This window comes from Streptomyces naganishii JCM 4654 (genome assembly GCF_014650575.1).
GTDB classification, from domain to species: domain Bacteria; phylum Actinomycetota; class Actinomycetes; order Streptomycetales; family Streptomycetaceae; genus Streptomyces; species Streptomyces naganishii.
Genome location: NZ_BMVF01000008.1, coordinates 17442 through 38175 on the forward strand (window position 1 = coordinate 17442; position 20734 = coordinate 38175).

General features: G+C 71.4%; 21 protein-coding genes. 4 read left to right on the forward strand and 17 right to left on the reverse strand.

Translation table 11 applies throughout. The annotated features are described in order from the left end of the window. Positions 1 to 367: 367 nt before the first annotated feature. The 4 genes from IE217_RS16305 to IE217_RS16320 form a co-directional block, all read right to left on the reverse strand. Positions 368 to 2926, reverse strand: coding sequence for a P-loop NTPase family protein (locus IE217_RS16305; RefSeq protein ID WP_190178599.1), 2559 nt, complete (start codon positions 2924 to 2926; stop codon positions 368 to 370). 310 nt (positions 2927 to 3236) lie between these two features. Continuing rightward, positions 3237 to 3560 carry an STAS domain-containing protein gene (locus tag IE217_RS16310; protein ID WP_190178600.1) on the reverse strand — a complete coding sequence of 108 codons (324 nt, stop codon included), beginning with the start codon at positions 3558 to 3560 and terminating at the stop codon, positions 3237 to 3239. Positions 3561 to 3706: 146 nt separating this feature from the next. Continuing rightward, the gene (locus IE217_RS16315; protein ID WP_190178601.1) at positions 3707 to 4555 is read right to left on the reverse strand and encodes a 3-hydroxyacyl-CoA dehydrogenase family protein; all 849 of its coding nucleotides are present in this window, start codon (positions 4553 to 4555) and stop codon (positions 3707 to 3709) included. A 252-nt stretch (positions 4556 to 4807) separates the two neighbouring features. Then, entirely contained in the window at positions 4808 to 5449 is a 642-nt protein-coding gene (locus IE217_RS16320; protein ID WP_190178602.1) for a TetR/AcrR family transcriptional regulator, read from the reverse strand. 80 nt (positions 5450 to 5529) lie between these two features. On the opposite strand from IE217_RS16320, the gene IE217_RS16325 reads away from it, so the two are divergent. The 3 genes from IE217_RS16325 to IE217_RS16335 are packed head-to-tail and all read left to right on the forward strand — an operon-like array spanning position 5530 to position 7634. Continuing rightward, positions 5530 to 6312 carry an ABC transporter ATP-binding protein gene (locus IE217_RS16325; protein WP_190178603.1) on the forward strand — a complete coding sequence of 261 codons (783 nt, stop codon included), beginning with the start codon at positions 5530 to 5532 and terminating at the stop codon, positions 6310 to 6312. Beyond that, on the forward strand, positions 6299 to 7048 hold the full coding sequence (locus tag IE217_RS16330; RefSeq protein ID WP_190178604.1) for an ABC transporter permease: 750 nt from the start codon (positions 6299 to 6301) through the stop codon (positions 7046 to 7048). Before IE217_RS16325 ends, IE217_RS16330 begins: the two co-directional genes overlap by 14 nt. Positions 7049 to 7061: 13 nt before the next feature. Beyond that, complete coding sequence (locus tag IE217_RS16335; RefSeq protein ID WP_190178605.1) at positions 7062 to 7634, forward strand: cob(I)yrinic acid a,c-diamide adenosyltransferase; 573 nt, start codon at positions 7062 to 7064, stop codon at positions 7632 to 7634. A gap of 67 nt (positions 7635 to 7701) precedes the next feature. Here IE217_RS16335 and IE217_RS16340 read toward each other — a convergent pair whose 3' ends face one another. The 4 genes from IE217_RS16340 to IE217_RS16355 are packed head-to-tail and all read right to left on the reverse strand — an operon-like array spanning position 7702 to position 10705. After that, positions 7702 to 8004, reverse strand: coding sequence for a hypothetical protein (locus IE217_RS16340; protein ID WP_190178606.1), 303 nt, complete (start codon positions 8002 to 8004; stop codon positions 7702 to 7704). Further along, a complete protein-coding gene (locus tag IE217_RS16345; RefSeq protein ID WP_190178607.1) occupies positions 8004 to 8423 on the reverse strand; it encodes a hypothetical protein in 420 nt (139 codons plus the stop codon). Before IE217_RS16345 ends, IE217_RS16340 begins: the two co-directional genes overlap by 1 nt. A gap of 60 nt (positions 8424 to 8483) precedes the next feature. After that, complete coding sequence (locus IE217_RS16350) at positions 8484 to 9965, reverse strand: sensor histidine kinase (RefSeq protein WP_190178608.1); 1482 nt, start codon at positions 9963 to 9965, stop codon at positions 8484 to 8486. Continuing rightward, complete coding sequence (locus IE217_RS16355) at positions 9962 to 10705, reverse strand: response regulator transcription factor (protein WP_190178609.1); 744 nt, start codon at positions 10703 to 10705, stop codon at positions 9962 to 9964. Before IE217_RS16355 ends, IE217_RS16350 begins: the two co-directional genes overlap by 4 nt. 264 nt (positions 10706 to 10969) lie before the next feature. On the opposite strand from IE217_RS16355, the gene IE217_RS16360 reads away from it, so the two are divergent. After that, positions 10970 to 12799, forward strand: a complete 1830-nt coding sequence (locus tag IE217_RS16360; RefSeq protein WP_190178610.1) for a glycoside hydrolase family 18 chitinase — start codon at positions 10970 to 10972, stop codon at positions 12797 to 12799. A 95-nt stretch (positions 12800 to 12894) separates the two neighbouring features. Here the strand turns inward: IE217_RS16360 and IE217_RS16365 are convergent, their stop codons facing one another. From IE217_RS16365 to atpB, 9 genes are all read right to left on the reverse strand, one after another. Continuing rightward, entirely contained in the window at positions 12895 to 13341 is a 447-nt protein-coding gene (locus tag IE217_RS16365; RefSeq protein WP_190178611.1) for a DUF2550 domain-containing protein, read from the reverse strand. Between the two features lie 130 nt (positions 13342 to 13471). Further along, positions 13472 to 13849 carry a F0F1 ATP synthase subunit epsilon gene (locus tag IE217_RS16370; protein WP_189705429.1) on the reverse strand — a complete coding sequence of 126 codons (378 nt, stop codon included), beginning with the start codon at positions 13847 to 13849 and terminating at the stop codon, positions 13472 to 13474. Positions 13850 to 13964: 115 nt separating this feature from the next. Further along, positions 13965 to 15401, reverse strand: coding sequence for a F0F1 ATP synthase subunit beta (gene atpD, locus IE217_RS16375; protein WP_190178612.1), 1437 nt, complete (start codon positions 15399 to 15401; stop codon positions 13965 to 13967). Then, on the reverse strand, positions 15401 to 16318 hold the full coding sequence (locus IE217_RS16380) for a F0F1 ATP synthase subunit gamma (RefSeq protein ID WP_190178613.1): 918 nt from the start codon (positions 16316 to 16318) through the stop codon (positions 15401 to 15403). Before IE217_RS16380 ends, atpD begins: the two co-directional genes overlap by 1 nt. A gap of 21 nt (positions 16319 to 16339) precedes the next feature. After that, positions 16340 to 17932, reverse strand: coding sequence for a F0F1 ATP synthase subunit alpha (gene atpA / locus IE217_RS16385; RefSeq protein ID WP_190178614.1), 1593 nt, complete (start codon positions 17930 to 17932; stop codon positions 16340 to 16342). A 129-nt stretch (positions 17933 to 18061) separates the two neighbouring features. Next, positions 18062 to 18883 carry a F0F1 ATP synthase subunit delta gene (locus IE217_RS16390; RefSeq protein WP_190178615.1) on the reverse strand — a complete coding sequence of 274 codons (822 nt, stop codon included), beginning with the start codon at positions 18881 to 18883 and terminating at the stop codon, positions 18062 to 18064. After that, a complete protein-coding gene (locus IE217_RS16395; protein ID WP_190178616.1) occupies positions 18880 to 19422 on the reverse strand; it encodes a F0F1 ATP synthase subunit B in 543 nt (180 codons plus the stop codon). Before IE217_RS16395 ends, IE217_RS16390 begins: the two co-directional genes overlap by 4 nt. 40 nt (positions 19423 to 19462) lie before the next feature. Continuing rightward, positions 19463 to 19690 (reverse strand): ATP synthase F0 subunit C, encoded by a 228-nt coding sequence (atpE, locus tag IE217_RS16400; RefSeq protein WP_189705424.1) that lies wholly within the window; start codon positions 19688 to 19690, stop codon positions 19463 to 19465. Between the two features lie 76 nt (positions 19691 to 19766). Then, positions 19767 to 20588, reverse strand: coding sequence for a F0F1 ATP synthase subunit A (atpB, locus tag IE217_RS16405; protein ID WP_190178617.1), 822 nt, complete (start codon positions 20586 to 20588; stop codon positions 19767 to 19769). Positions 20589 to 20734 lie beyond the last annotated feature (146 nt).

A 20734-nucleotide genomic window follows, 5' to 3' on the forward strand; every position in this document is an offset into this window, starting at 1 on the left:
CGCCCAGCGGGCGGACGCCGCCGGACGGGCTGGTGGCCCGGCTGCCGTGCGCGCCGGATGGCGAGTGCCGCAGACAGACAACGACCGCTGCCGAACGGCGAACGGCCCGGCCGCCGTCCACCGCCGTGCGGCCGGATGCCGCCAGCCGCCGGCCCGGACGGGCGGGCGGGCGTCGCCCAGTGGGCGGACGCCGCCGGACGGGCGGGTGGCCCGGCTGCCGTGCGCGCCGGATGGCGAGTGCCGCAGACAGACAACGACCGCCGCCGAACGGCCCGGGCGGGCAGCCGCTGCCGCGCGGGCGGCCGCCGTACGGCCGGGCCGCCGCCGGGCGGGCGGCCGGCCCGGGTGTCGGCCGGGGGCACCCCGGTTACATCACCGTGTTGCCCGAGCTGCTCGGGGAGCCCGTGCCGGCGGTTTTCGCCGGGGTGCTTGCCGGGCCGCCGGAGGCGGTGGGGGCGGCGGAAGCGCTGCGGCTGGCCGAGTTGGAGACCGAGGGGCTGGTCGTCGACTGGCTCGCGGACGGGCTGGCCGAGGAGGGCGGCGGCGCGGGGGTCGACGGAGGCGCCGGCTTCGACGGCGAGTCGGACGGCTTGGACGAGGGTGACGGCTTGGACGTCGGTGGCTTGGAGGGCTCCGGGGTCGTGCCGGTGCCTCCGCCCGTGCCCCTGGTCCCGGTCGGGTGGTCCGACGGGCGGGCCGTCGCGGCGGGCGGGGCCGAGTCGCCCGAGGTGCCCTTCGGGCCCGGGTTGGTGGGGCGGCTGGTGGCCTTTCCGGTGTCGCTCTTGGGGGCGTCGCTCTGCTTCGGGGTGTCGGCGCCGAGACTGCCGTCGTCGGGGCCCTGGCTGGCGGAGGGGTTGACGCCGACGTTGTCGGAGGGGTTGTTGGCGTCGTTGTGGGAGGTGGCGCCCAGCGTCACCACGGTGCCGAGGACCGCGGCGAGCAGCGCGCCCGCGCCGGCCGCCACCACGTTGCGCCGGGCGAGCCCCTTGAGGCCGACCCGGGGCTTGGACGGAGCCGCGGAGGAGTAGGAGGCGTACGGCGTCGCTGCCGGGCCCGCGGTGCCGGACATCTGGTAGGTGACCAGCGCGGAGGCGTCGGCGGGCGGCTGGAGCGCGGGGAAGGCGGTGGGCGTGCCACCGGGCGGCGAGGCCGACTCCTCGGTGCGGGCGTCGGGCACCTCGTCCCCGGCGATGGCGGCGAGGCCCGGCACCGTGCCGGAGCGGTCGGCGACGAGGGCGAGGGCGCGGCGCCCGGCGACGGTGCCGCGCTTGTCGGCGAGGGCGCCGCGCAGCCCGATGGAGGCCTCCAGCTCGGCGCGGGCCCGGTCCAGCAGCCCCCCGCAGAGCGCGAGGATGCCCAACTCGTGGTGGAAGTACGCCTGTTCGGTGACCTCCCCGGCGAGCCGGGAGGCCTCGGCGCCGGAGCGCAGGGCGCGTTCCCAGGCGCTCCAGTGCAGGCCGGCGGCGAAGGCGGGCGCGGCGGTGCGGGCGAGCTGCACCGCGGTGCTCTCCTCGTCTTCGCCGGCCGGTGAGGTGGCCGGCACCAGCACGGCCAGCGCGGCGAGCACGGCGTCGGCCTCCGCGCACACCCGCTCGGGCGTGACGGAGGGGTGCCCGGCCCACCAGGCGTAGTGCTGGGCGGCGGTCCGGGCCAGGGTCACGGCGTCCTCGCCGTACCCTGCGGCCTCCAGCTGGGTGAGCACGCCGGAGGCGAGCCGGTAGCGGGAGCCGACCGGGGAGACCAGGCCGCAGCCCGCCAGCTCGCCGAGGGCGGCGTCGGCGTGGGTGTCGCCGATCAGCGCGGGCAGGTGGGCCTGGTGGGGCACCTCGCCGCCGAGCGCCACGGCGAACCGCAGGGTGGCGCGCGCGGAGGCGGACAGCCGCTTGGCGAGCAGCGGGGCGGGCGCGGCGGCCTCGCCGAGGGAGGGCAGGGGTACGTCGTCGCCCTCGCCGCCTTCGGCGACGGCGTCCGCGGGGGGCGCGTCCTCGAAGACGCCGTACTCGTCGACGGCGTTGGTGGCGGCCCTGAGCTGGTCGTGCTGGCGCAGCAGGGCGCCGGCCTGGATGAAGCGCAGGGGCAGGCCCTCGGACTCGAACCAGAGGTCGCCGGCCCAGTTGGCCTCCTCCTCGGTGAGCACCCGGCCCACTCCGCGCTCGATGAGTTCCACTCCCCCGGCCCGGTCGAGCCCGCCGAGGACGACCTCCTCGACGGCGGACTCGGCGGACGGGGCGGGCACGTCCGGGGTGGCGGAGAGGAGGAAGGCGCACTCGGGGGTGGCCTCGAGGAGTTCGTCGAGGGCGCTGCCGCCGAACTCGACGTCGTCGAGGACGACGACCGCGCCGATGTCGCGGACGTACTCGAGCAGTTCGGCGCGGTCGGGCCGGTGCAGGGGCGCGCTGTGGACGGCGTGGAAGAGGTCGTACAGCACGTCGGTGGCGGTGCGGCGGAAGCCGGTGAGGCGGACCACGCCGTCGGGGGCGAGGTCGGAGCAGTCCTCGGCGACGAGGTCGAGGAGGCTGGTGCGGCCGGAGCCGCCGGGGCCGGTCAGCCGTACCGAGCGGCCGCGCGCGAGCAGCCGTACCAGTTGCTCGCGTTCGTCCTGGCGCTCCAGGAGCGGCTCGGCGGACGGCGCCGGGCCCGGCGGTACGGGCGGACGGGCGGCGCGGTCGTGCTCGGCGCGCTCGGCCTCGGTGTACTTGCGGGGCGGCTCGGGGCGCTCTCCGGGCGGGCAGGCCTCTATCTCGCTGCCGTCCACGGGGTTGACGGTGAGAAGGAAGTCGCCCGCGACGAGCTGCACGGTGCGGGCGAGCGCGGGTGCGTGCTGTCCGAAGTCGGCCGAGAGGGATTCCCTGGGCGGCCGGCGGCCCGGCGCGTGGCCGTCGCCGTCAGGGCCCATGCCCTCGGGTTCCCGGGTGTTCGGGTCCATAGGTTCCAAGCCCCCCAAAAGCGTCGTGTGCTGACACCGGCCAGCCCCTCCCGGCCTTGCCGCACTCCGCGCTGTCGCTTCTGGTCCGGGCCCGCGTGAGGGTTGCATGGCAGCGGGCGACCGAACCCTAAACCTTCGCACAGTATCTACGACAGCCCGGGGTGCCGCGCCGTCCGAGACGTCACAGTCTCATGAGGATTGCACGCGTCGTACGTTTCGACGACACCCGCCCGGGTCCCCCGCGTCGCCCGTTTCACACCTGTACGGAACGACCGGTTCCGGCGGCTGGGCCACCGGCCGTGAGGGACGGTCAGACGCGGGGCAGGGAGTCGACCCCGATGCCGCCCTCGATGGCGAGGATGCGGTGCAGCCGGGTGGCCACCAGCAGGCGCTGCAGCTGCGCCGGCACCCCGCGCAGCACCAGCCGCCGGCCGCAGCGGCCGGCGCGCCGGTGTGCGCCCATGATGACGCCGAGTCCGGTGGCGTCCCAGGAGTCGAGCGCGGACAGGTCAAGGACGAGGTCTCCGGCACCGCCGTCGACGGCCGAGTGCAGGACCGTACGGGCGTCCGCCGCGCTGCGGACGTCGAGGCGGCCCCCGACGACCAGCTCGGCGTGGTCGCCCCTGATGTACATATGCGCTCCCCGTGACTGCGGTGGCGTGCTCCATGACGGTGGCTGTGCAACGTCTGACTGCTTCTGTGGCGGTCCGGTTGCTGCTTGTAAGCGAACCGATACCGAATTCACCCAACCGGGTGACGTCGGTGGTGGGCTGTGGGGTTTCAGTGCTTGTAGAAGCCCTGCCCGCTCTTGCGCCCGATGTCACCGGCGTCAACCATCCGGCGCATCAGCTCCGGCGGGGCGAACTTCTCGTCCTGGGTCTCGGTGTAGATGTTGCCGGTGGCGTGCAGCAGGATGTCGACGCCGGTGAGGTCGGCGGTGGCGAGCGGGCCCATGGCGTGCCCGAAGCCCAGCTTGCAGGCGAGGTCGATGTCCTCGGCGCTGGCGACGCCCGACTCGTAGAGCTTGGTGGCCTCGACGACGAGCGCCGAGATGAGACGGGTCGTCACGAATCCGGCGACGTCCCGGTTGACGACGATGCACGTCTTGCCGACGGACTCGGCGAACTCCCGCGCGGTGGCGAGGGCTTCGTCGCTGGTCTTGTAGCCGCGTACGAGCTCGACGAGTTGCATCATCGGCACCGGCGAGAAGAAGTGGACGCCGACGACCCGCTCGGGGCGCTCGGTGACGGCAGCGATCTTGGTGATCGGGATGGCGGAGGTGTTGGAGGCGAGCACGGCGTCCTCGCGCACCAGCTTGTCGAGGGTGCGGAAGATGTCGTGCTTGACGTCGAGCTTCTCGAAGACGGCCTCGACGACGACGTCCGCGTCGGCGGCCGCGTCCAGGTCGGTGGTGGGGGTGATGCGGGCGAGGGCGGCCTCGGCGTCCTGCGCCGCCAGCTTGCCCTTGCTCACGAACTTGTCGTACGACGCCTTGATTCCGTCCGTGCCACGCCTCAGTGCCTCGTCGGTGACGTCCCGCAGGACGACGTCCCAGCCCGCCTGCGCGGAGACCTGGGCGATGCCGGACCCCATGAGACCGGCTCCGATGACGGCGAGCTTCCGTGCCACTCCGACTCCCCTTTGAACGAATGCTGACGACTGCTGACGAGTACTGCCGATCGCGGACGAGTGCTGAACGGTTGCCGTGCGGTGGTCCTGCGGGTGCGCGACTGCCGCGCGGCCGCGCCGGCGACGGTGATGTGAGCGCTTACACACTGCTTACGTTCGGCTCTGGAGCGGACACTAGCGCCCGCGCGGGGCTGTGTGACCAGTAAGTAATGCGCGTCACGTCTCAGATGACGGACATCACACCCGCAGGCGTCACGCCGCGCCCCGGACGGCGTAGTTGAGCACCTTTTCGCTCAACAGGTCCTCGATGTCGTCGAGCAGGTCCAGTACCTCTCGGGACACTTCGCGCGGATTGCGCCCCTTGCCCATCTCCCGCCCGATGACGGCCATGACGGTGCTGTGCGCCCAGCCGATCTGACCTGCCATCAGATGCGGCAGCGGATCCCCGTCCGCCGCACTGGTCTCCTCGCGCAGCGCCGCCTCCAGGCTGGACTGCGCCTCCTGGCCGATCGCCCACAGCCGGGAGCGCAGCGCGGGCGCCTGCTCGACGACCCGCATGAAAGCCGCGTGCCCGGAGAACAGCCCGATCCGCGGCGAGACCGCCTCGACCTCGCCGCGCAGCTCGCGCAGCACCGCGCGGGCCGCCGACTCGCCCTCGTCGCGGCCGCGCACCCAGCGGGCGAGCCGGTCGACGACGCCGCTGGAGCGGTCGAGGAAGAGGTCCTCCTTGGCCGGGAAGTAGTTGTAGACCGTGTTCACGGACACGTCGGCCGCCTCGGCGACCTCGGCGACCGTCACGGCGTCGAAGCCGCGCTCGACGAACAGCCCGGTGGCCACGTCCGAGATGTACTGCCGGGTCCGCCGCTTCTTCCGCTCCCTGAGTCCCTCCGCCATGGCCGAATCCTAGCTTCCCTGACGTCGCTGAAAACTTGGGGTCATTGCGAATTTGGTGAGTCTCTGTTTTTGTTGGCGCCATGGCAGCAGTCATCAGCGCGGCCGGACTGGCCCGCACCTTCCAGACCAAACGCGGCCCGGTGGCGGCGGTGCGCGGCATCGACCTCACCGTCGCCGAGGGCGAGATCCTCGGCCTGCTCGGCCCCAACGGCGCCGGCAAGACCACCACCCTGCGGATGCTCACCACCCTGCTCGCCCCGACCGGCGGCACGGCCTCCATCGCGGGCCACGACCTGGCCTCGGACCCGGCGGGCGTGCGCCGGGCGTGCGGGTACGTGGCGCAGTCCGGCGGCGTCGACGGGCAGATCACCGTGCGGGAGGAACTGGTCACCCAGGGCCGCCTCTACCGCCTGACGAAACATCAGGCCATGGCGCGCGCGGAGGAGTTGGCGCACGCCCTGGGCATGGACGAACTGCTCGACCGGAAGGCCGGCACCCTCTCCGGCGGCCGGCGCCGCCGCCTCGACATCGCCATGGCCCTCACCCACCGCCCCCGCGTACTCTTCCTCGACGAGCCGACCACCGGCCTCGACCCCGGCAGCCGCGCGAACCTGTGGAGCCTGGTGGGCCGCCTGCGCGAGGAGCGGGGCACCACCGTGTTCCTCACCACCCACTACCTGGACGAGGCGGACGCGCTCTGCGACCGGCTGGTCGTCGTCGACCGGGGCGTGGTCGCGGCCGAGGGCACGCCGAGCGCGCTGAAGCTGCGCCACGGCGGCTCGACCGACGCCTCGCTCCAGGACGCCTTCCTCGCCATCAGCGCGGGACAGACCCCCAAGGACGCCCAGCATGCTGCTCCATGACACGGCCCTCATCTACGGCCGCTACGCCCGCCAGTCCCTGCGCTCCCGCTTCGCGCTGCTCTTCGGCGTGCTCACACCCCTGCTCTACCTGCTGTTCTTCGGCCCGCTGCTCACCGGGCTGCCGCTGGGCGGCCGGGGCAGCTCCTGGCAGGTGCTCGTCCCCGGCCTGCTGCTCCAACTCGGGCTGTTCGGCGCGCTGTTCGCGGGCTTCGCGATCATCATGGAGAAGGGGCAGGGGGTGGTCGAGCGCATGCGCGTGACCCCGGTCAGCCGTCTGGCGCTGCTGCTCGGCAGGGTGCTGCGGGACGCCACGGTGTTCGTCTTCCAGGCGGTGCTGCTGGTGCTCGCCGCGCTGGTCATGGGCCTGCGCGCGCCGCTGGCGGGCATCGTGATCGGCTTCGCCTTCGTGGCCCTGCTCACGCTGTCGCTGGCCTCGCTGTCGTACGCGCTCGGGATGCTGGTGCGCACCCCGCAGGAGTTCGGCCCGCTGATCAACATGGTGTCGATGCCGTCCATGCTGCTGTCCGGCCTGATGCTGCCGATGAGCCTGGCGCCGCGCTGGCTGGACGTGCTGTCGCACCTCGTGCCGTTCCGCTATCTGGTGGACGCGGTGCGCGACGCCTACGTCGGCCGGTACGCGAGCGCGCACATGCTGTACGGCGTCCTCGTGGCCGTCGGTTTCGCGGCGTTCTCCGTGATCGTGGGCACACGCGTCTTCCGTACGGCCGGGGCGTAACTACGCTGGCCGCATGGTCAATCTGACGCGCATCTACACCAGGACCGGCGACAAGGGCACGACGGCCCTCGGCGACATGAGCCGGGTCGCCAAGACCGATCTGCGGATCTCCGCCTACGCCGACGCCAACGAGGCGAACGCCGTCATCGGCACGGCCATCGCGCTGGGCGGGCTCGAGGGGGAGATCGTCGAGGTCCTCACCCGGGTGCAGAACGACCTGTTCGACGTGGGCGCGGACCTCTCCACGCCGGTGGTGGAGAACCCGGCGTTCCCGCCGCTCAGGGTGGAGCAGTTCTACGTCGACCGGCTGGAGGCGGACTGCGACCGCTTCAACGAGCGGCTGGAGAAGCTGCGCTCCTTCATCCTGCCCGGCGGCACCCCCGGCGCGGCCCTGCTCCACCAGGCGTGCACGGTGGTCCGCCGGGCCGAGCGTTCGACGTGGGCCGCGCTCGAGGCGCACGGCGAGGCGATGAACCCCCTCACCGCGACCTACCTCAACCGCCTCTCCGACCTCCTGTTCATCCTGGCCCGTACGGCCAACAAGGAGACCGGGGACGTGCTGTGGGTCCCGGGCGGGGAACGCTGACCCCGCTCCCCCGGGCGGCCCGAGCCCGCGCCTGCGCGCCCCCGGCGGACCGGGGGCGCGGGGCGGGTCAGCGGTCGGCGTCGCTCGTCGCGTCCTTGTCGGCGGCGGCCGCCGCGGACTCGGCGGCGTTCACCTTCTTCTCCATGTCGGCGTAACCCGAGGCAGCCGTGCCCGGCGCGGACGCCGAGGACGCGGCGGTCCCGCCGCTCCCGGTGGACGCGCCCGTCCCACCGCTCCCGGTGGACGCGTCGGTCCCGGTGGACGACGACGCCGCCGTGGCCGGCGTTCCGGTGTGGTGGGCGCAGCCGGCGGTGAGTGCCACGAGCAGCGACACCGACGCCGCCGTGCCGGCCGCCCACCGGGCGCGCATCAGCCGGCCGCCTTGCCGTCGCCGTTCGCCGCGCACCAGGTCTTCACGGCGGCGAGGTCCTTGTGCCGCTTCTCCAGGTTGTTGCGCAGAGACTTGCGGAAGTCCAGGCGGTCCTGGAGGTAGGTGGCGATCTCGGTGTGGCCGGCCTTCTTGGCGTTGTCGACGCGCTTTTCCAGCCGGGAGATCGAGCCGCGCGTGCCGGCTCCCGCGTCCAGCCGCTTCAGGGCCCGGTCGATCCGCCGGTCCAGCTTGGGCACGCGCCTGCACAGCGCCTTCGCCCCGTCGCCGGAGTGCTTGGCGGCCGCACTGGCCGCGGGGGCGGGGGTGCTGTCGGCGGTGGCCACCCCGGTGGTGGCCGCCAGGGCCGCCGTCACGGCGAGTGCCGTCAGCAGCGTGCGCGTCCGTCGTGGTGCGTGCATCTTTCCGTCCTCCGTTTCGGGTCGCGGGACGGCCCGTCGTCCGTCCGTCGCGACCGCAGGCTACGGACGGTCCTTGGGGAAACTCTGTGACCGGTTTGCCCCGGCTGTCCGGGCGGTCCCCGCCGTGCCGATCAGCCAGTCCCGCCGCTCGGGCAGCGCGCCTCCGGCGGAGGGCAGCCGTACCTCGAAGCGCGCCCCCGTGCCGCCCGGCGCGTCGGTGACCGTGACGCTCCCCCGGTGCAGCGCGGCCTGCTGGGCGACGAGGGTGAGGCCGAGGCCGGAGCCCGCGCTGCCCGGGCCGCGCCGGAACCGTTCGAAGACCGCCTCGCGCGCCTCGGGCGGTACGCCCCCGCCGTGGTCGTCCACCGTGATCACCACCTGGTCCCCGGCACACCGCAGCCCCACGGCGATCCTGGCCCGGCCGGCCGCGTCCCGGCCGTGGGCGAGCGCGTTGGCGAGGAGGTTGTCCAGCAGCAGCCGCAGGCCGGGCTCCCAGCCGTGCACGGTGAGCCCGGGCGGGGCGTCGAGGGCGATCTCGGCGTCGGGGGCGCGGCGCCTGGCGTCGGCCACGGCCGCGTCGGCGGCCTCGCAGACGTCGACGGCGCCGAACGCCTCCGCCTCCACGAGGTCGCCGCGCCCCAGCTCGCGCAGCATGACCAGCAGGCCGAGCAGCCGGGTGTGCTCGCGGCGCAGATCGGTCAGGACCTCCGAGCGGTCGGGCTCGGGCAGCTCCGGGTGGTCGGCGAGGATGTCGAGGTTGGTGCCCATGCTCATCAGCGGGGTGCGCAGCTCGTGGGCGGCGGCCGAGGAGAAGGAGCGGGCCGTGTCGAGCGCCTCGGTGGTGCGGGCGGTCTGCTCGTCGTAGCGGGCGAGGACGGTGCGGACGGTGGCGGCGAGCTCGTCGACCTCGGTGACACCGGTGGGCCGTTGGTCGGGGCGGGCGGCGGTGGTGCGCGGGTCGAGTCCGGCGGTACGGCGGGTGAGGCGGCGCAGGGGCGCGCTCGCCCCGGCGGCCAGCCCCCAGGCCAGCAGCCCGGACACCGGGGCGGCGAGCAGCGCGGTGAAGGCCACCCGGCGGCGCACGGCGCGCAGTTGGGCGCGGTCGGCGGTGTCCGGGGAGAACACCCACAGGGTGCCGGAGACCCCGGCCGCCTGGACCGGCCGGGACAGCGCGCGCCAGCTGCGCCCGCCGCCGCGCAGCGTGACCGGCCGGCCGGCCCGAGCGGGCAGGTGGACCAGAGGGCCGGGCTGGGGGCCACCGCTGAAGGTGGCGTCCGGACCGACGACGCGTACGCCGACGTCGAGCGCGGCGGTGAACAGGCGCCGTTCCCGGGTGTCGGCAGCCTTGGGCCGGCCGTTCTCGGTGGCCCGCAGCAGGGCGCGGGCGTCGGGGGCGACGGCCGCGGCGCGCTGTGCGAGGTGGTCGTCCTCCACGCGGTGCAGGTCGCGGGCGACGAGGTGCAGCAGCAGCCACCCGGAGGCGGCCACGAGCAGCGGGACGGTGCAGCCGACGGCGATGCCTATGCGGGTAGAGAGCCTCATGGCGTGAGCCGTCCCGCCCCGGGTGTCCGCGGCGTGTCGGCCGCCCCGCTCGTCTCCCGCAGGACGAAGCCCACCCCGCGCACGGTGTGGACGAGCCGGGGCAGCCCGCCGGCCTCCAGCTTGCGGCGCAGGTAGCTGACGAAGGTGTCGACGGCGTCGGTGCGCACGTCGAAGTCGTAGCCCCAGACCCGGTCGAGCAGCTGGTCGCGGGTGAGGACCAGGCCGGCGTTGCGGGCGAGCACCTCCAGGAGTTCGAACTCGCGCCGGGTCAGCTCCAGCGGCCGGCCGGCGCGCTCGGCGGTGCGGGCGGCCGGGTCGACGACGAGGTCGGCCACGCGCAGCACCTCGCGTCCGGCGGGTGGCCGGCGGCGCAGCAGGGCGTGCAGGCGCAGGACGAGTTCCTGGAGGGCGAACGGCTTGACGAGGTAGTCGTCCCCGCCCGCCTGGAGTCCGGCGATGCGGTCGGCGGTCTCGTCGAGGGCGGAGAGCATGAGCACGGGCAGGTCCTGGCCCTCCTGGCGGAGCCTGGTGCACAGCTCGATGCCGCTCATGCCGGGCATCGACACGTCGAGGACCAGCACGTCGGGGGGCGCCTCGCCGATGGCGGCCAGCGCCTCGGATCCGCCGCCGGCGGTGCGCACCGCGAATCCGCTCAGCCGCAGTCCGCGCTCCAGTGAGCGGCGGATCGCCGCGTCGTCGTCCACGACCAGCACCGCGCCGGGGCGCGTCGCGTCCGTCATGCACCCTCCTCGCAGGTCCGTATGGCCGCACAGGGTACGGCCCCTGGTTCGGAGAAGGACGGCGAGCGGGTGCCCCGCGGGTAAGAAGGCGCGAGCTCCGGGACAAACACCGTGATCCGCAAGGGAGTTGGGGATCAAGAAAGCCCACATCAAAGTGGTCCAGACCTATTGACCTGTGGTCCAGACCTTTCTACTCTCGCAGCACTGCGGGCATGGAGGCTCAGTCATGCCCGCGTCAACCACCCTGACAACGGAGGGCGCAGCATGCGCTTCAGACACAGAGCCGCGGCAGGGTTCGCGACCCTGTTGCTCCCCCTGGCCGGACTGGTCGGCCTCGCCGCGGCCCCCGCCCAGGCCGCGAGCACCGCCACCGCCACGTTCACCAAGACCAGCGACTGGGGCACCGGCTTCGGCGGGCAGTGGACCGTCAAGAACACCGGCTCCGCCGCCATCAGCTCCTGGACCGTCGAGTGGGACTTCCCCTCCGACACGAAGGTGACCTCCGCCTGGGACGCCACCGTCACCAACTCCGGCAACCACTGGACCGCCAAGAACGCCGGCTGGAACGGCACCATCGCCCCCGGCGCGTCCGTCTCCTTCGGCTTCAACGGCTCCGGACCGGGCTCACCCAGCAACTGTGCGCTCAACGGCGGCAGTTGCGACGGCGGTCCGAGCGTCCCCGGCGACAACCCGCCCTCCGCGCCCGGCACGCCGACCGCCTCCAGCATCACCGACACCTCGGTGAAGCTGTCCTGGGGCGCGGCCACGGACGACAAGGGCGTCAAGAACTACGACGTCCTGCGTGACGGCAAGAAGGTCGCCACCGTCACCACCACCTCGTACTCGGACACCGGCCTGACCGCCGGCACCGACTACTCCTACACCGTGCAGGCCCGCGACACCGCCGACCAGACCGGTCCGGTCAGCGGCTCGGTCGCCGTGCACACCACCGGAGGCGGCACCAATCCCCCGCCCACCGGCGACAAGGTCCGGCTCGGCTACTTCACCGAGTGGGGCATCTACGGCCGCAACTACAACGTCAAGAACCTGGTGACGTCCGGCTCCGCGTCCAAGATCACGCACATCAACTACGCCTTCGGCAACGTCACCGGCGGCAAGTGCGCGATCGGCGACTCCTACGCCGACTACGACAAGGCCTTCACCGCCGACCAGTCCGTCAGCGGTGTCGCCGACACCTGGGACCAGCCGCTGCGCGGCAACTTCAACCAGCTGCGCGAGCTGAAGGCCAAGTACCCCAACATCAAGGTGCTGTGGTCCTTCGGCGGCTGGACCTGGTCCGGCGGGTTCGGCGACGCGGCCAAGAACCCGGCGGCCTTCGCCCAGTCCTGCTACGACCTGGTGCACGACCCGCGCTGGGCCGACGTCTTCGACGGCATCGACATCGACTGGGAGTACCCGAACGCCTGCGGCCTGAGCTGCGACACCAGCGGGGCGGCCGCGTTCAGGGACGTGATGGCCGCGCTGCGTGCCAAGTTCGGCTCCTCCGCCCTGGTCAGCGCCGCGGTCACCGCTGACGGCTCGGCCGGCGGCAAGATCGAGGCCGCCGACTACGCGGGCGCCGCGCAGTACCTCAACTGGTACAACGTGATGACGTACGACTTCTTCGGCGCCTGGGACGCCAAGGGCCCCACCGCCCCGCACTCCCCGCTCACCTCCTACAGCGGCATCCCGAAGGACGGGTTCACCACGGCCGACGCGATCGCCAAGTACAAGGCGATCGGCGTGCCGGCGAACAAGCTGCTCATCGGCATCGGCTTCTACGGCCGCGGCTGGACCGGCGTCACCCAGGACGCCCCCGGCGGCACGGCCACGGGCCCGGCGGCCGGCACCTACGAGCAGGGCATCGAGGACTACAAGGTCCTCAAGGGCTCCTGCCCGGTCACCGGCACGATCGCGGGCACGGCCTACGCCCACTGCGGCAGCAACTGGTGGTCGTACGACACCCCCGCCACCATCGCCTCCAAGATGAGCTGGGTGAAGTCCCAGGGTCTGGGCGGCGCGTTCTTCTGGGAGTTCAGCGGCGACACCAGCAACGGTGAACTCGTGAGCGCCATCAACAGCGGCCTCGGCTGACCCCCACCGGGGGCTGAGCCAAGCCCCCACCGCGACACACCCCCGCGCCGCGGGCGGCCCCGGAGCACGGGTCGCCCGCGGCGCTTTTCCGCGCTCTACGCGACGTTCACCCGTTGTCCGGGCGGGGCCGCCTCCAGCCAGGCCAGGAAGCCGGTCAGGGCGTCCTCGCTCATGGCGAGTTCCAGTCGGGTGCCGCGGTGCAGACAGGTGAGGATCACCGCGTCGGACAGCAGGGCGAGTTCCTCCTCGCCCTCGGGCAGCCGGCGGCCGGCCACCTCGATGGAGGCGCGCTCCAGGGTCCGGCGCGGGCGGGGGGCGTAGGAGAAGACGCGGTACCACTCGACGCGGTCGCCGTTGTAGCGGGCCACGCCGTAGCTCCAGCCCTTGCCGCTGGTGTCGGTCTTCTCCGGCACGTCCCAGCGCAGGCTGCAGTCGAAGGTGCCGCCCGAGCGCTGGATCAGCCTGCGCCGCAGACCGAACACGAAGAGTCCCACTACCACGAGCAAGACCACGAGCCCGCACACAGTCAGAGCGAGGACCATCGGCACCGACCTCCTCGTCTCCTAGGTAATGGAACGGAAAAAACACCCACATTCACCTCAGCCGCGGCCGGTACCGGATTGCTCCGGTACCGGCCGCGGCTGAGTGACGTCATCACATCGCGCGGCGCGTTCAGCGCACCGCCGTCACCGCGCGCAGTCGCACGTCCGCGCGGCGCTCGGCGGAGGCGTCGGCCGCCGCCTTGGCGCGCTCGAGCGCCCGCTCCGCGCGCTGGACGTCGATCTCGTCCGAGAGCTCGGCGATCTCGGCCAGCAGCGACAGCTTGTCGTCCGCGAACGAGATGAATCCGCCGTGCACCGCGGCGATGACCGTCGCACCTTCACTCGTACGGATGGTCACCGGGCCCGACTCCAGCACACCGAGCAGCGGCTGGTGACCGGGCATGACGCCGATGTCGCCGGACGTGGTGCGCGCGACGACCAGGGTGGCCTCGCCGGACCAGACCTTCCGGTCGGCCGCGACCAGCTCGACGTGCAGCTCAGCAGCCAAGAGTGGCTCCTCGGGTCACCACCCGGCAGGGGCGCCGGGTGTTGGGGTCAATTCTACGGGGCGTGTGTGAGGGGGCGGGACGCGCCCGCCCCCTCACACGAACTCAGGAACGAGTTCAGGAGACGCCCAGCTCCTTCGCGTTCTTCTTCAGGTCCTCGAGACCACCGCACATGAAGAACGCCTGCTCGGGGAAGTGGTCGTACTCGCCGTCGCAGATCGCGTTGAACGCGGTGATCGACTCATCGAGCGGCACGTCCGAGCCGTCCACACCGGTGAACTGCTTGGCCACGTGGGTGTTCTGGGACAGGAAGCGCTCCACACGACGGGCACGGTGGACGACGAGCTTGTCCTCCTCGCCGAGCTCGTCGATACCGAGGATCGCGATGATGTCCTGCAGGTCCTTGTACTTCTGCAGGATGTTCTTCACGCGCATGGCCGCGTTGTAGTGGTCCGCGGAGATGTACCGCGGGTCCAGGATCCGGGACGTGGAGTCCAGCGGGTCCACGGCCGGGTAGATGCCCTTCTCCGAGATCGGACGGGACAGAACCGTCGTCGCGTCGAGGTGGGCGAAGGTGGTGGCCGGGGCCGGGTCGGTCAGGTCGTCCGCGGGGACGTAGATCGCCTGCATCGAGGTGATCGAGTGACCCCGGGTCGAGGTGATGCGCTCCTGGAGGAGACCCATCTCGTCGGCCAGGTTCGGCTGGTAGCCCACCGCGGAGGGCATGCGGCCGAGCAGGGTGGAGACCTCGGAACCGGCCTGCGTGAAGCGGAAGATGTTGTCGATGAAGAACAGCACGTCCTGCTTCTGGACGTCACGGAAGTACTCGGCCATGGTCAGGCCGGCCAGCGCGACGCGCAGACGGGTGCCCGGGGGCTCGTCCATCTGACCGAAGACCAGCGCGGTCTTGTCGATGACGCCCGAGTCGGACATCTCCTCGATCAGGTCGTTGCCCTCACGGGTGCGCTCGCCGACACCGGCGAACACGGAGACACCGTCGTGGTTGTTGGCGACACGGTAGATCATCTCCTGGATGAGCACCGTCTTGCCGACGCCGGCGCCGCCGAACAGACCGATCTTGCCGCCCTTGACGTACGGGGTCAGCAGGTCGATGACCTTGACGCCGGTCTCGAACATCTCGGTCTTCGACTCGAGCTCGTCGAAGTTCGGCGCCTTGCGGTGGATCGGCCAGCGCTCGCCGTCGTAGGTCTCGTCGACGTTCAGCACCTCACCGAGGGTGTTGAACACCTTGCCCTTGGTGAAGTCGCCGACGGGGACGGAGATGGCCGCGCCCGTGTCGGTGACCGCGGCCTGGCGGACCAGACCGTCGGTGGGCTGCATGGAGATGGTGCGGACCAGGCCGTCACCCAGGTGCTGGGCGACCTCCAGGGTCAGCGTCTTCTTCTCGCCCTCGTTCGCCGGGTCGGCGACCTCGACGTGCAGGGCGTTGTAGATCTCCGGCATCGCGTCGACGGGGAACTCCACGTCGACGACCGGGCCGATGACCCGGGCGACGCGGCCCGTAGCCGTCGCGGTCTCAACAGTGGTGGTCATTATCGGTCACTCCCCGCGGTCGCGTCGGCCAGGGCGCTCGCGCCACCGACGATCTCGCTGATTTCCTGGGTGATTTCGGCCTGGCGGGCCGCGTTGGCAAGACGGGAGAGCGTGTTGATCAGCTCGCCCGCGTTGTCGGTGGCCGACTTCATCGCGCGCCGCGTGGCGGCGTGCTTCGAAGCGGCCGACTGGAGCAGCGCGTTGTAGATGCGGCTTTCCACATAGCGCGGCAGCAGGGCGTCCAGGACGTCCTCCGCCGACGGCTCGAAGTCGTACAGCGGCAGGATCTCGCCCTTGGGCGCGGCCTCCGCTGCGACCTCTTCGAGGCGCAGAGGGAGCAGCTGGGAGTCGATCGCCGTCTGCGTCATCATCGAGACGAACTCGGTGTAGACGATGTGGAGTTCGTCCACGCCGCCGTCCGCCGTCTCCCTCTCGATGGCCTCGATCAGGGGCGCCGCGACCTGCTTGGCGTCCGCGTACGAGGGCTCGTCGGTGAAGCCCGTCCAGGATTCCGCGATCTTGCGCTCACGGAAGTTGTAGTGGGCCACACCGCGCCGGCCGACGATGTACGTGTCGACCTGCCTGCCCTCGCGCTCCAGGCGCTCGGTCAGCTGCTCCGCGGCCTTGATGGAGTTGGAGTTGAAGGCGCCGGCCAGGCCGCGGTCGCTCGTGAGGAGCAGGACCGCGGCACGGGTCGGGTTGTCCGCCTCCGTGGTCAGCGGGTGCTTGGTGTTCGAACCGGTGCCGACCGCCGTGACCGCGCGGGTCAGTTCCTGCGCGTACGGCGTGGAGGCCGCCACCTTGCGCTGCGCCTTGACGACGCGCGAGGCGGCGATCATCTCCATCGCCTTGGTGATCTTCTTGGTCGCGGTGACGGATCGGATGCGACGCTTGTAGACCCGGAGCTGGGCTCCCATGAGTCAGGTCCCTTCCTTACGTCACTTGGCGGCGGCGGCCGGGGTGTCCTCGCCGAGCAGCTTGCCGTCGCTCGTCTCGAACTGCTTCTTGAACTCCGCCACCGCGTCGTCGACGGCCTGGATCGTGTCGTCCGACATCTTGGCGCCCTCCTTGATGGAGGTCATCAGGCCCTGGTGCTTCCGGTGCAGGAAGTCGATCAGTTCCCGCTCGAAGCGGCGGATGTCGGCGACCGGGACGTCGTCCATACGGCCGTTGGTGCCGGCCCAGACGGAGACGACCTGGTCCTCGGTGGCCATCGGCTGGTACTGGTCCTGCTTCAGCAGCTCGACCATGCGCGAACCGCGCTCCAGCTGCGCCTTGGAGGCCGCGTCCAGGTCGGAACCGAAGGCGGCGAACGCCTCCAGCTCACGGAACTGGGCGAGGTCCACACGGAGGCGGCCGGAGACCTGGCGCATCGCCTTGTGCTGGGCGGAACCACCGACTCGGGAGACGGAGATACCGACGTTCAGCGCGGGACGCTGACCGGCGTTGAACAGGTCCGACTCCAGGAAGCACTGGCCGTCGGTGATGGAGATGACGTTGGTCGGGATGAACGCCGAGACGTCGTTGGCCTTGGTCTCGACGATCGGCAGACCAGTCATCGAACCGGCACCCATGTCGTCGGAGAGCTTGGCGCAGCGCTCCAGCAGCCGGGAGTGCAGGTAGAAGACGTCGCCGGGGTAGGCCTCGCGGCCCGGCGGGCGGCGCAGCAGCAGCGACACGGCGCGGTAGGCGTCGGCCTGCTTCGACAGGTCGTCGAAGATGATCAGGACGTGCTTGCCCTCGTACATCCACTGCTGACCGATGGCCGAACCGGTGTACGGCGCCAGGTACTTGAAGCCGGCCGGGTCGGACGCCGGGGCGGCGACGATGGTCGTGTACTCCAGCGCGCCGTTCTCCTCCAGCGCGCGGCGGACCGACGCGATGGTGGAGCCCTTCTGGCCGATGGCGACGTAGATGCAGCGGACCTGCTTCTTCGGGTCGCCGGTGCGCCAGTTGTCACGCTGGTTGATGATCGTGTCGACGGCCAGGGCGGTCTTGCCGGTCTGCCGGTCGCCGATGATCAGCTGACGCTGACCACGGCCGATCGGGGTCATGGCGTCGACGGCCTTGTAGCCGGTCTCCATCGGCTCGTGCACCGACTTGCGCTGCATGACCGTGGGGGCCTGCAGCTCCAGCGCACGGCGGCCGGACGTCTCGATCTCGCCGAGGCCGTCGATCGGGTTGCCGAGCGGGTCGACAACGCGGCCGAGGTAGCCCTCGCCGACCGCCACGGAGAGGACCTCACCGGTGCGGGTGACCGGCTGGCCCTCCTCGATGCCGCTGAACTCACCGAGGACGATGGCACCGATCTCGCGCTCCTCGAGGTTGAGGGCGAGGCCGAGGGTGCCGTCCTCGAACTTCAGCAGCTCGTTGGCCATGGCCGAGGGCAGGCCCTCGACCTTCGCGATGCCGTCGCCGGCAAGGGTGACCGTACCGACCTCCTCGCGCGAGGCCGCGTCCGGCTTGTACGACTGGACGAAGTTCTCCAGCGCGTCCCGGATCTCCTCCGGCCGGATCGTGAGCTCCGCCATCTGGGTTCCCTGCTCTCCTTGTTGGGCCCGAAGTTTCACTTGGGGGGTATGGGGACTCCCCCCAATAAGAGGTGAATCCTCTGCACGGCCCAACCAGGGCCGTCGTGTACGTCTTGTGTTGAGTTGCTGCTAGCTCGCCATGCGGCGGGCGGCGTCCTCGAGCCGGTCCGCGATCGAGCCGTTGATGACCTCGTCGCCCACCTGCACCCGGATCCCGCCGACGACCTCGGGGTCCACGTCGAGATTGAGGTGCATCCGGCGGCCGTAGAGCTTGGCGAGAGCCGCGCCGAGGCGCTGCTTCTGCGTGTCGCTCAGCGGTACCGCCGAGGTGACGACGGCGACCATGCGGTCCCGGCGGTCGGCGGCGAGCTTGGACAGGGACTCCAGTCCCGACTCCAGGCTACGACCCCGAGGCGCGGTCACAAGGCGCGTCACCAGACGCTCCGTGGTCGCCGTGGCCCTGCCGCCGAGCAGCCGGTGCAGCAGCTCGGTCTTGGCCGCCGTGCTCGCGGACTGGTCGGTCAGCGCCGCGCGCAGCCCAGTGCTCGAGGAGACGATCCGCCCGAAGCGGAACAGCTCGTCCTCCACGTCGTCGAGCTCACCGGTCCGCTCGGCGGCGGTGAGGTCGGCGGTGTCCGCCAGTTCCTCCAGCGCGTCCACCAGGTCGCGGGGCTGCGACCAGCGCGAGCGCACCATGCCGGCCACCAGGTCCACGGCGTTGCCGCTGACCTGGCTGCCCAGCAGGCGCTGGACCAGCGTGGCCTTGGCCTCGCCGGACTGCGCCGGGTCGGTGAGAACCCGACGCAGGCCGACCTCGCGGTGGAGCAGCCCGGTGACGGCCGCCAGCTCGTCGGCGAGCCGAGCGGGGTCCACCGAGGTGGAGTCCGTCAGCGCGTCCAGACGCTCACGTGCGGCGGTCAGTGCCTCGCGGCTGGCTCCGTGCGCAGTCATCGAGCCGCCTCGGCCTTCTCCTCGAGCTCGTCGAGGAAGCGGTCGATGACACGACTCTGCCGGGCGTGGTCCTCGAGGGACTCGCCGACGAGCTTGCCGGCCAGCTCGGTCGCCAGCTTGCCGACGTCCTGCCGGAGCGCGGACGCGGCGGCCTTGCGGTCGGCCTCGATCTGGGCGTGACCGGCGGCGACGATCTCCTCGCGCTGCCGCTGGCCCTCGGCCCGCATCTCGGCGATCAGCGTGGCACCCTGCTCGTGCGCCTCCTGGCGCAGGCGCGCGGCCTCGTGCCGGGCCTCGGCGAGCTGGGCCTTGTACTGCTCGAGGACGCTCTGGGCCTCGGTCTGCGCGGCCTCGGCCTTCTCGATACCGCCCTCGATGGCCTCCCGGCGCTCTTCCAGAACCTTGTTGATGTTCGGGAGGAGCTTCTTGCCGAGGAAGCCGAAGACGATGACGAAGGCGATCAGGCCGATGACGAGCTCGGGAATCGGCGGAAAGAGGGGGTTCTCCGACTCCGCCGCGATCTGAACCAGAGGGTTCACATCAGTGCCTTTCGTCTATGGTCTGTGGTCGCTGTTCGGCTTACTTGTAGACGAACGGCATGACGAGGCCGATGAGGGCCAGCGCCTCACAGAACGCGAAGCCGAGGATCTGGTTGGCGCGGATCAGACCGGCGGCCTCGGGCTGACGGGCCAGAGCCTGGGTGCCGTTGCCGAAGATGATGCCGATGCCGACGCCGGGGCCGATGGCAGCAAGGCCGTAACCCACGGAGCTGAGGGAACCGGTGACGGCGGCGAGGGTCTGGGACATGCCAGTTCTTCCTTCTCTTTGCGGACCGGTGGGGGTTGGCCACCGGACGAATCGGGGGTGGGAGCCGGGGGTGTGCTCAGTGGTGTTCGGCGAGCGCGCCCTGGACGTAGCTGCAGGCCAGGAGGACGAAGACGTACGCCTGGACAGCCTGGATGAAGAGCTCGAAGGCGGTCATCAGCAGGACCATCACGAACGAGACGCCGGCGTAGGCGATGCCGATGCCGTTCAGCAGGTACCAGCTGGCGAGCGTGAAGAGCAGCAGCAGCGTGTGGCCCGCGAACATGTTCGCGAAGAGTCGGACCGCGTGCGTGAACGGCCGGACCAGGATGTTCGAGAAGAACTCGATCGACATGGACAGCGGCAGCACCGGACCGATCGTCGGGTCGTAGCCGGTCACGTTCTTGAAGAAGCCGACGAACCCGTGCCTCTTGAAGGTCAGGATGATCCAGGTGAACCAGACGATCACCGCCAGTACCAGCGGGTACGAAATGATCGCCGTCACCGGGAACTGGGCGACCGGGATGATCGACCAGAGGTTCATCATCCAGACGAAGAAGAACAGCGAGACCATGAAGGGCACGTACTTCTCGCCCTCGCGCTTGCCGATCGTCTCGTAGACGATGCCGCGGCGCACGAAGTCGTACGCGGCCTCGCCGACCATCTGGAACTTGCCCGGAACGACCTTCGGCTTGCGGAAGGCGACCCAGAAGAACCCGACGATGACGATCGAGCCGAGCAGCGCCAGGAGCATCGTCTTGTTGAAGTACAAGTTGCTGTCCCCGTCGCCCCACAGGGGCTTGAACAGGAACGAGTGCAGGCCCGGAGCGGGGAAGCCACAGCCGTTGAAGATGTGGCAGTCGGTCTCGAAGGCGAGCACCTGCGTCGGGTCAGCACTCACCGCGGACTCCTTCAGCGTGGCGCATGGGTACGGCAACCTCGTTGTGTCGGCGCGGCGCGCAGCCGCGGGTCGGCACCGGACTGGTGTTACGGATGTGGAGGCGGCTGGGGGGCATCGAGCCTCGCGTTCGAGCAGGCGTCAGCTCA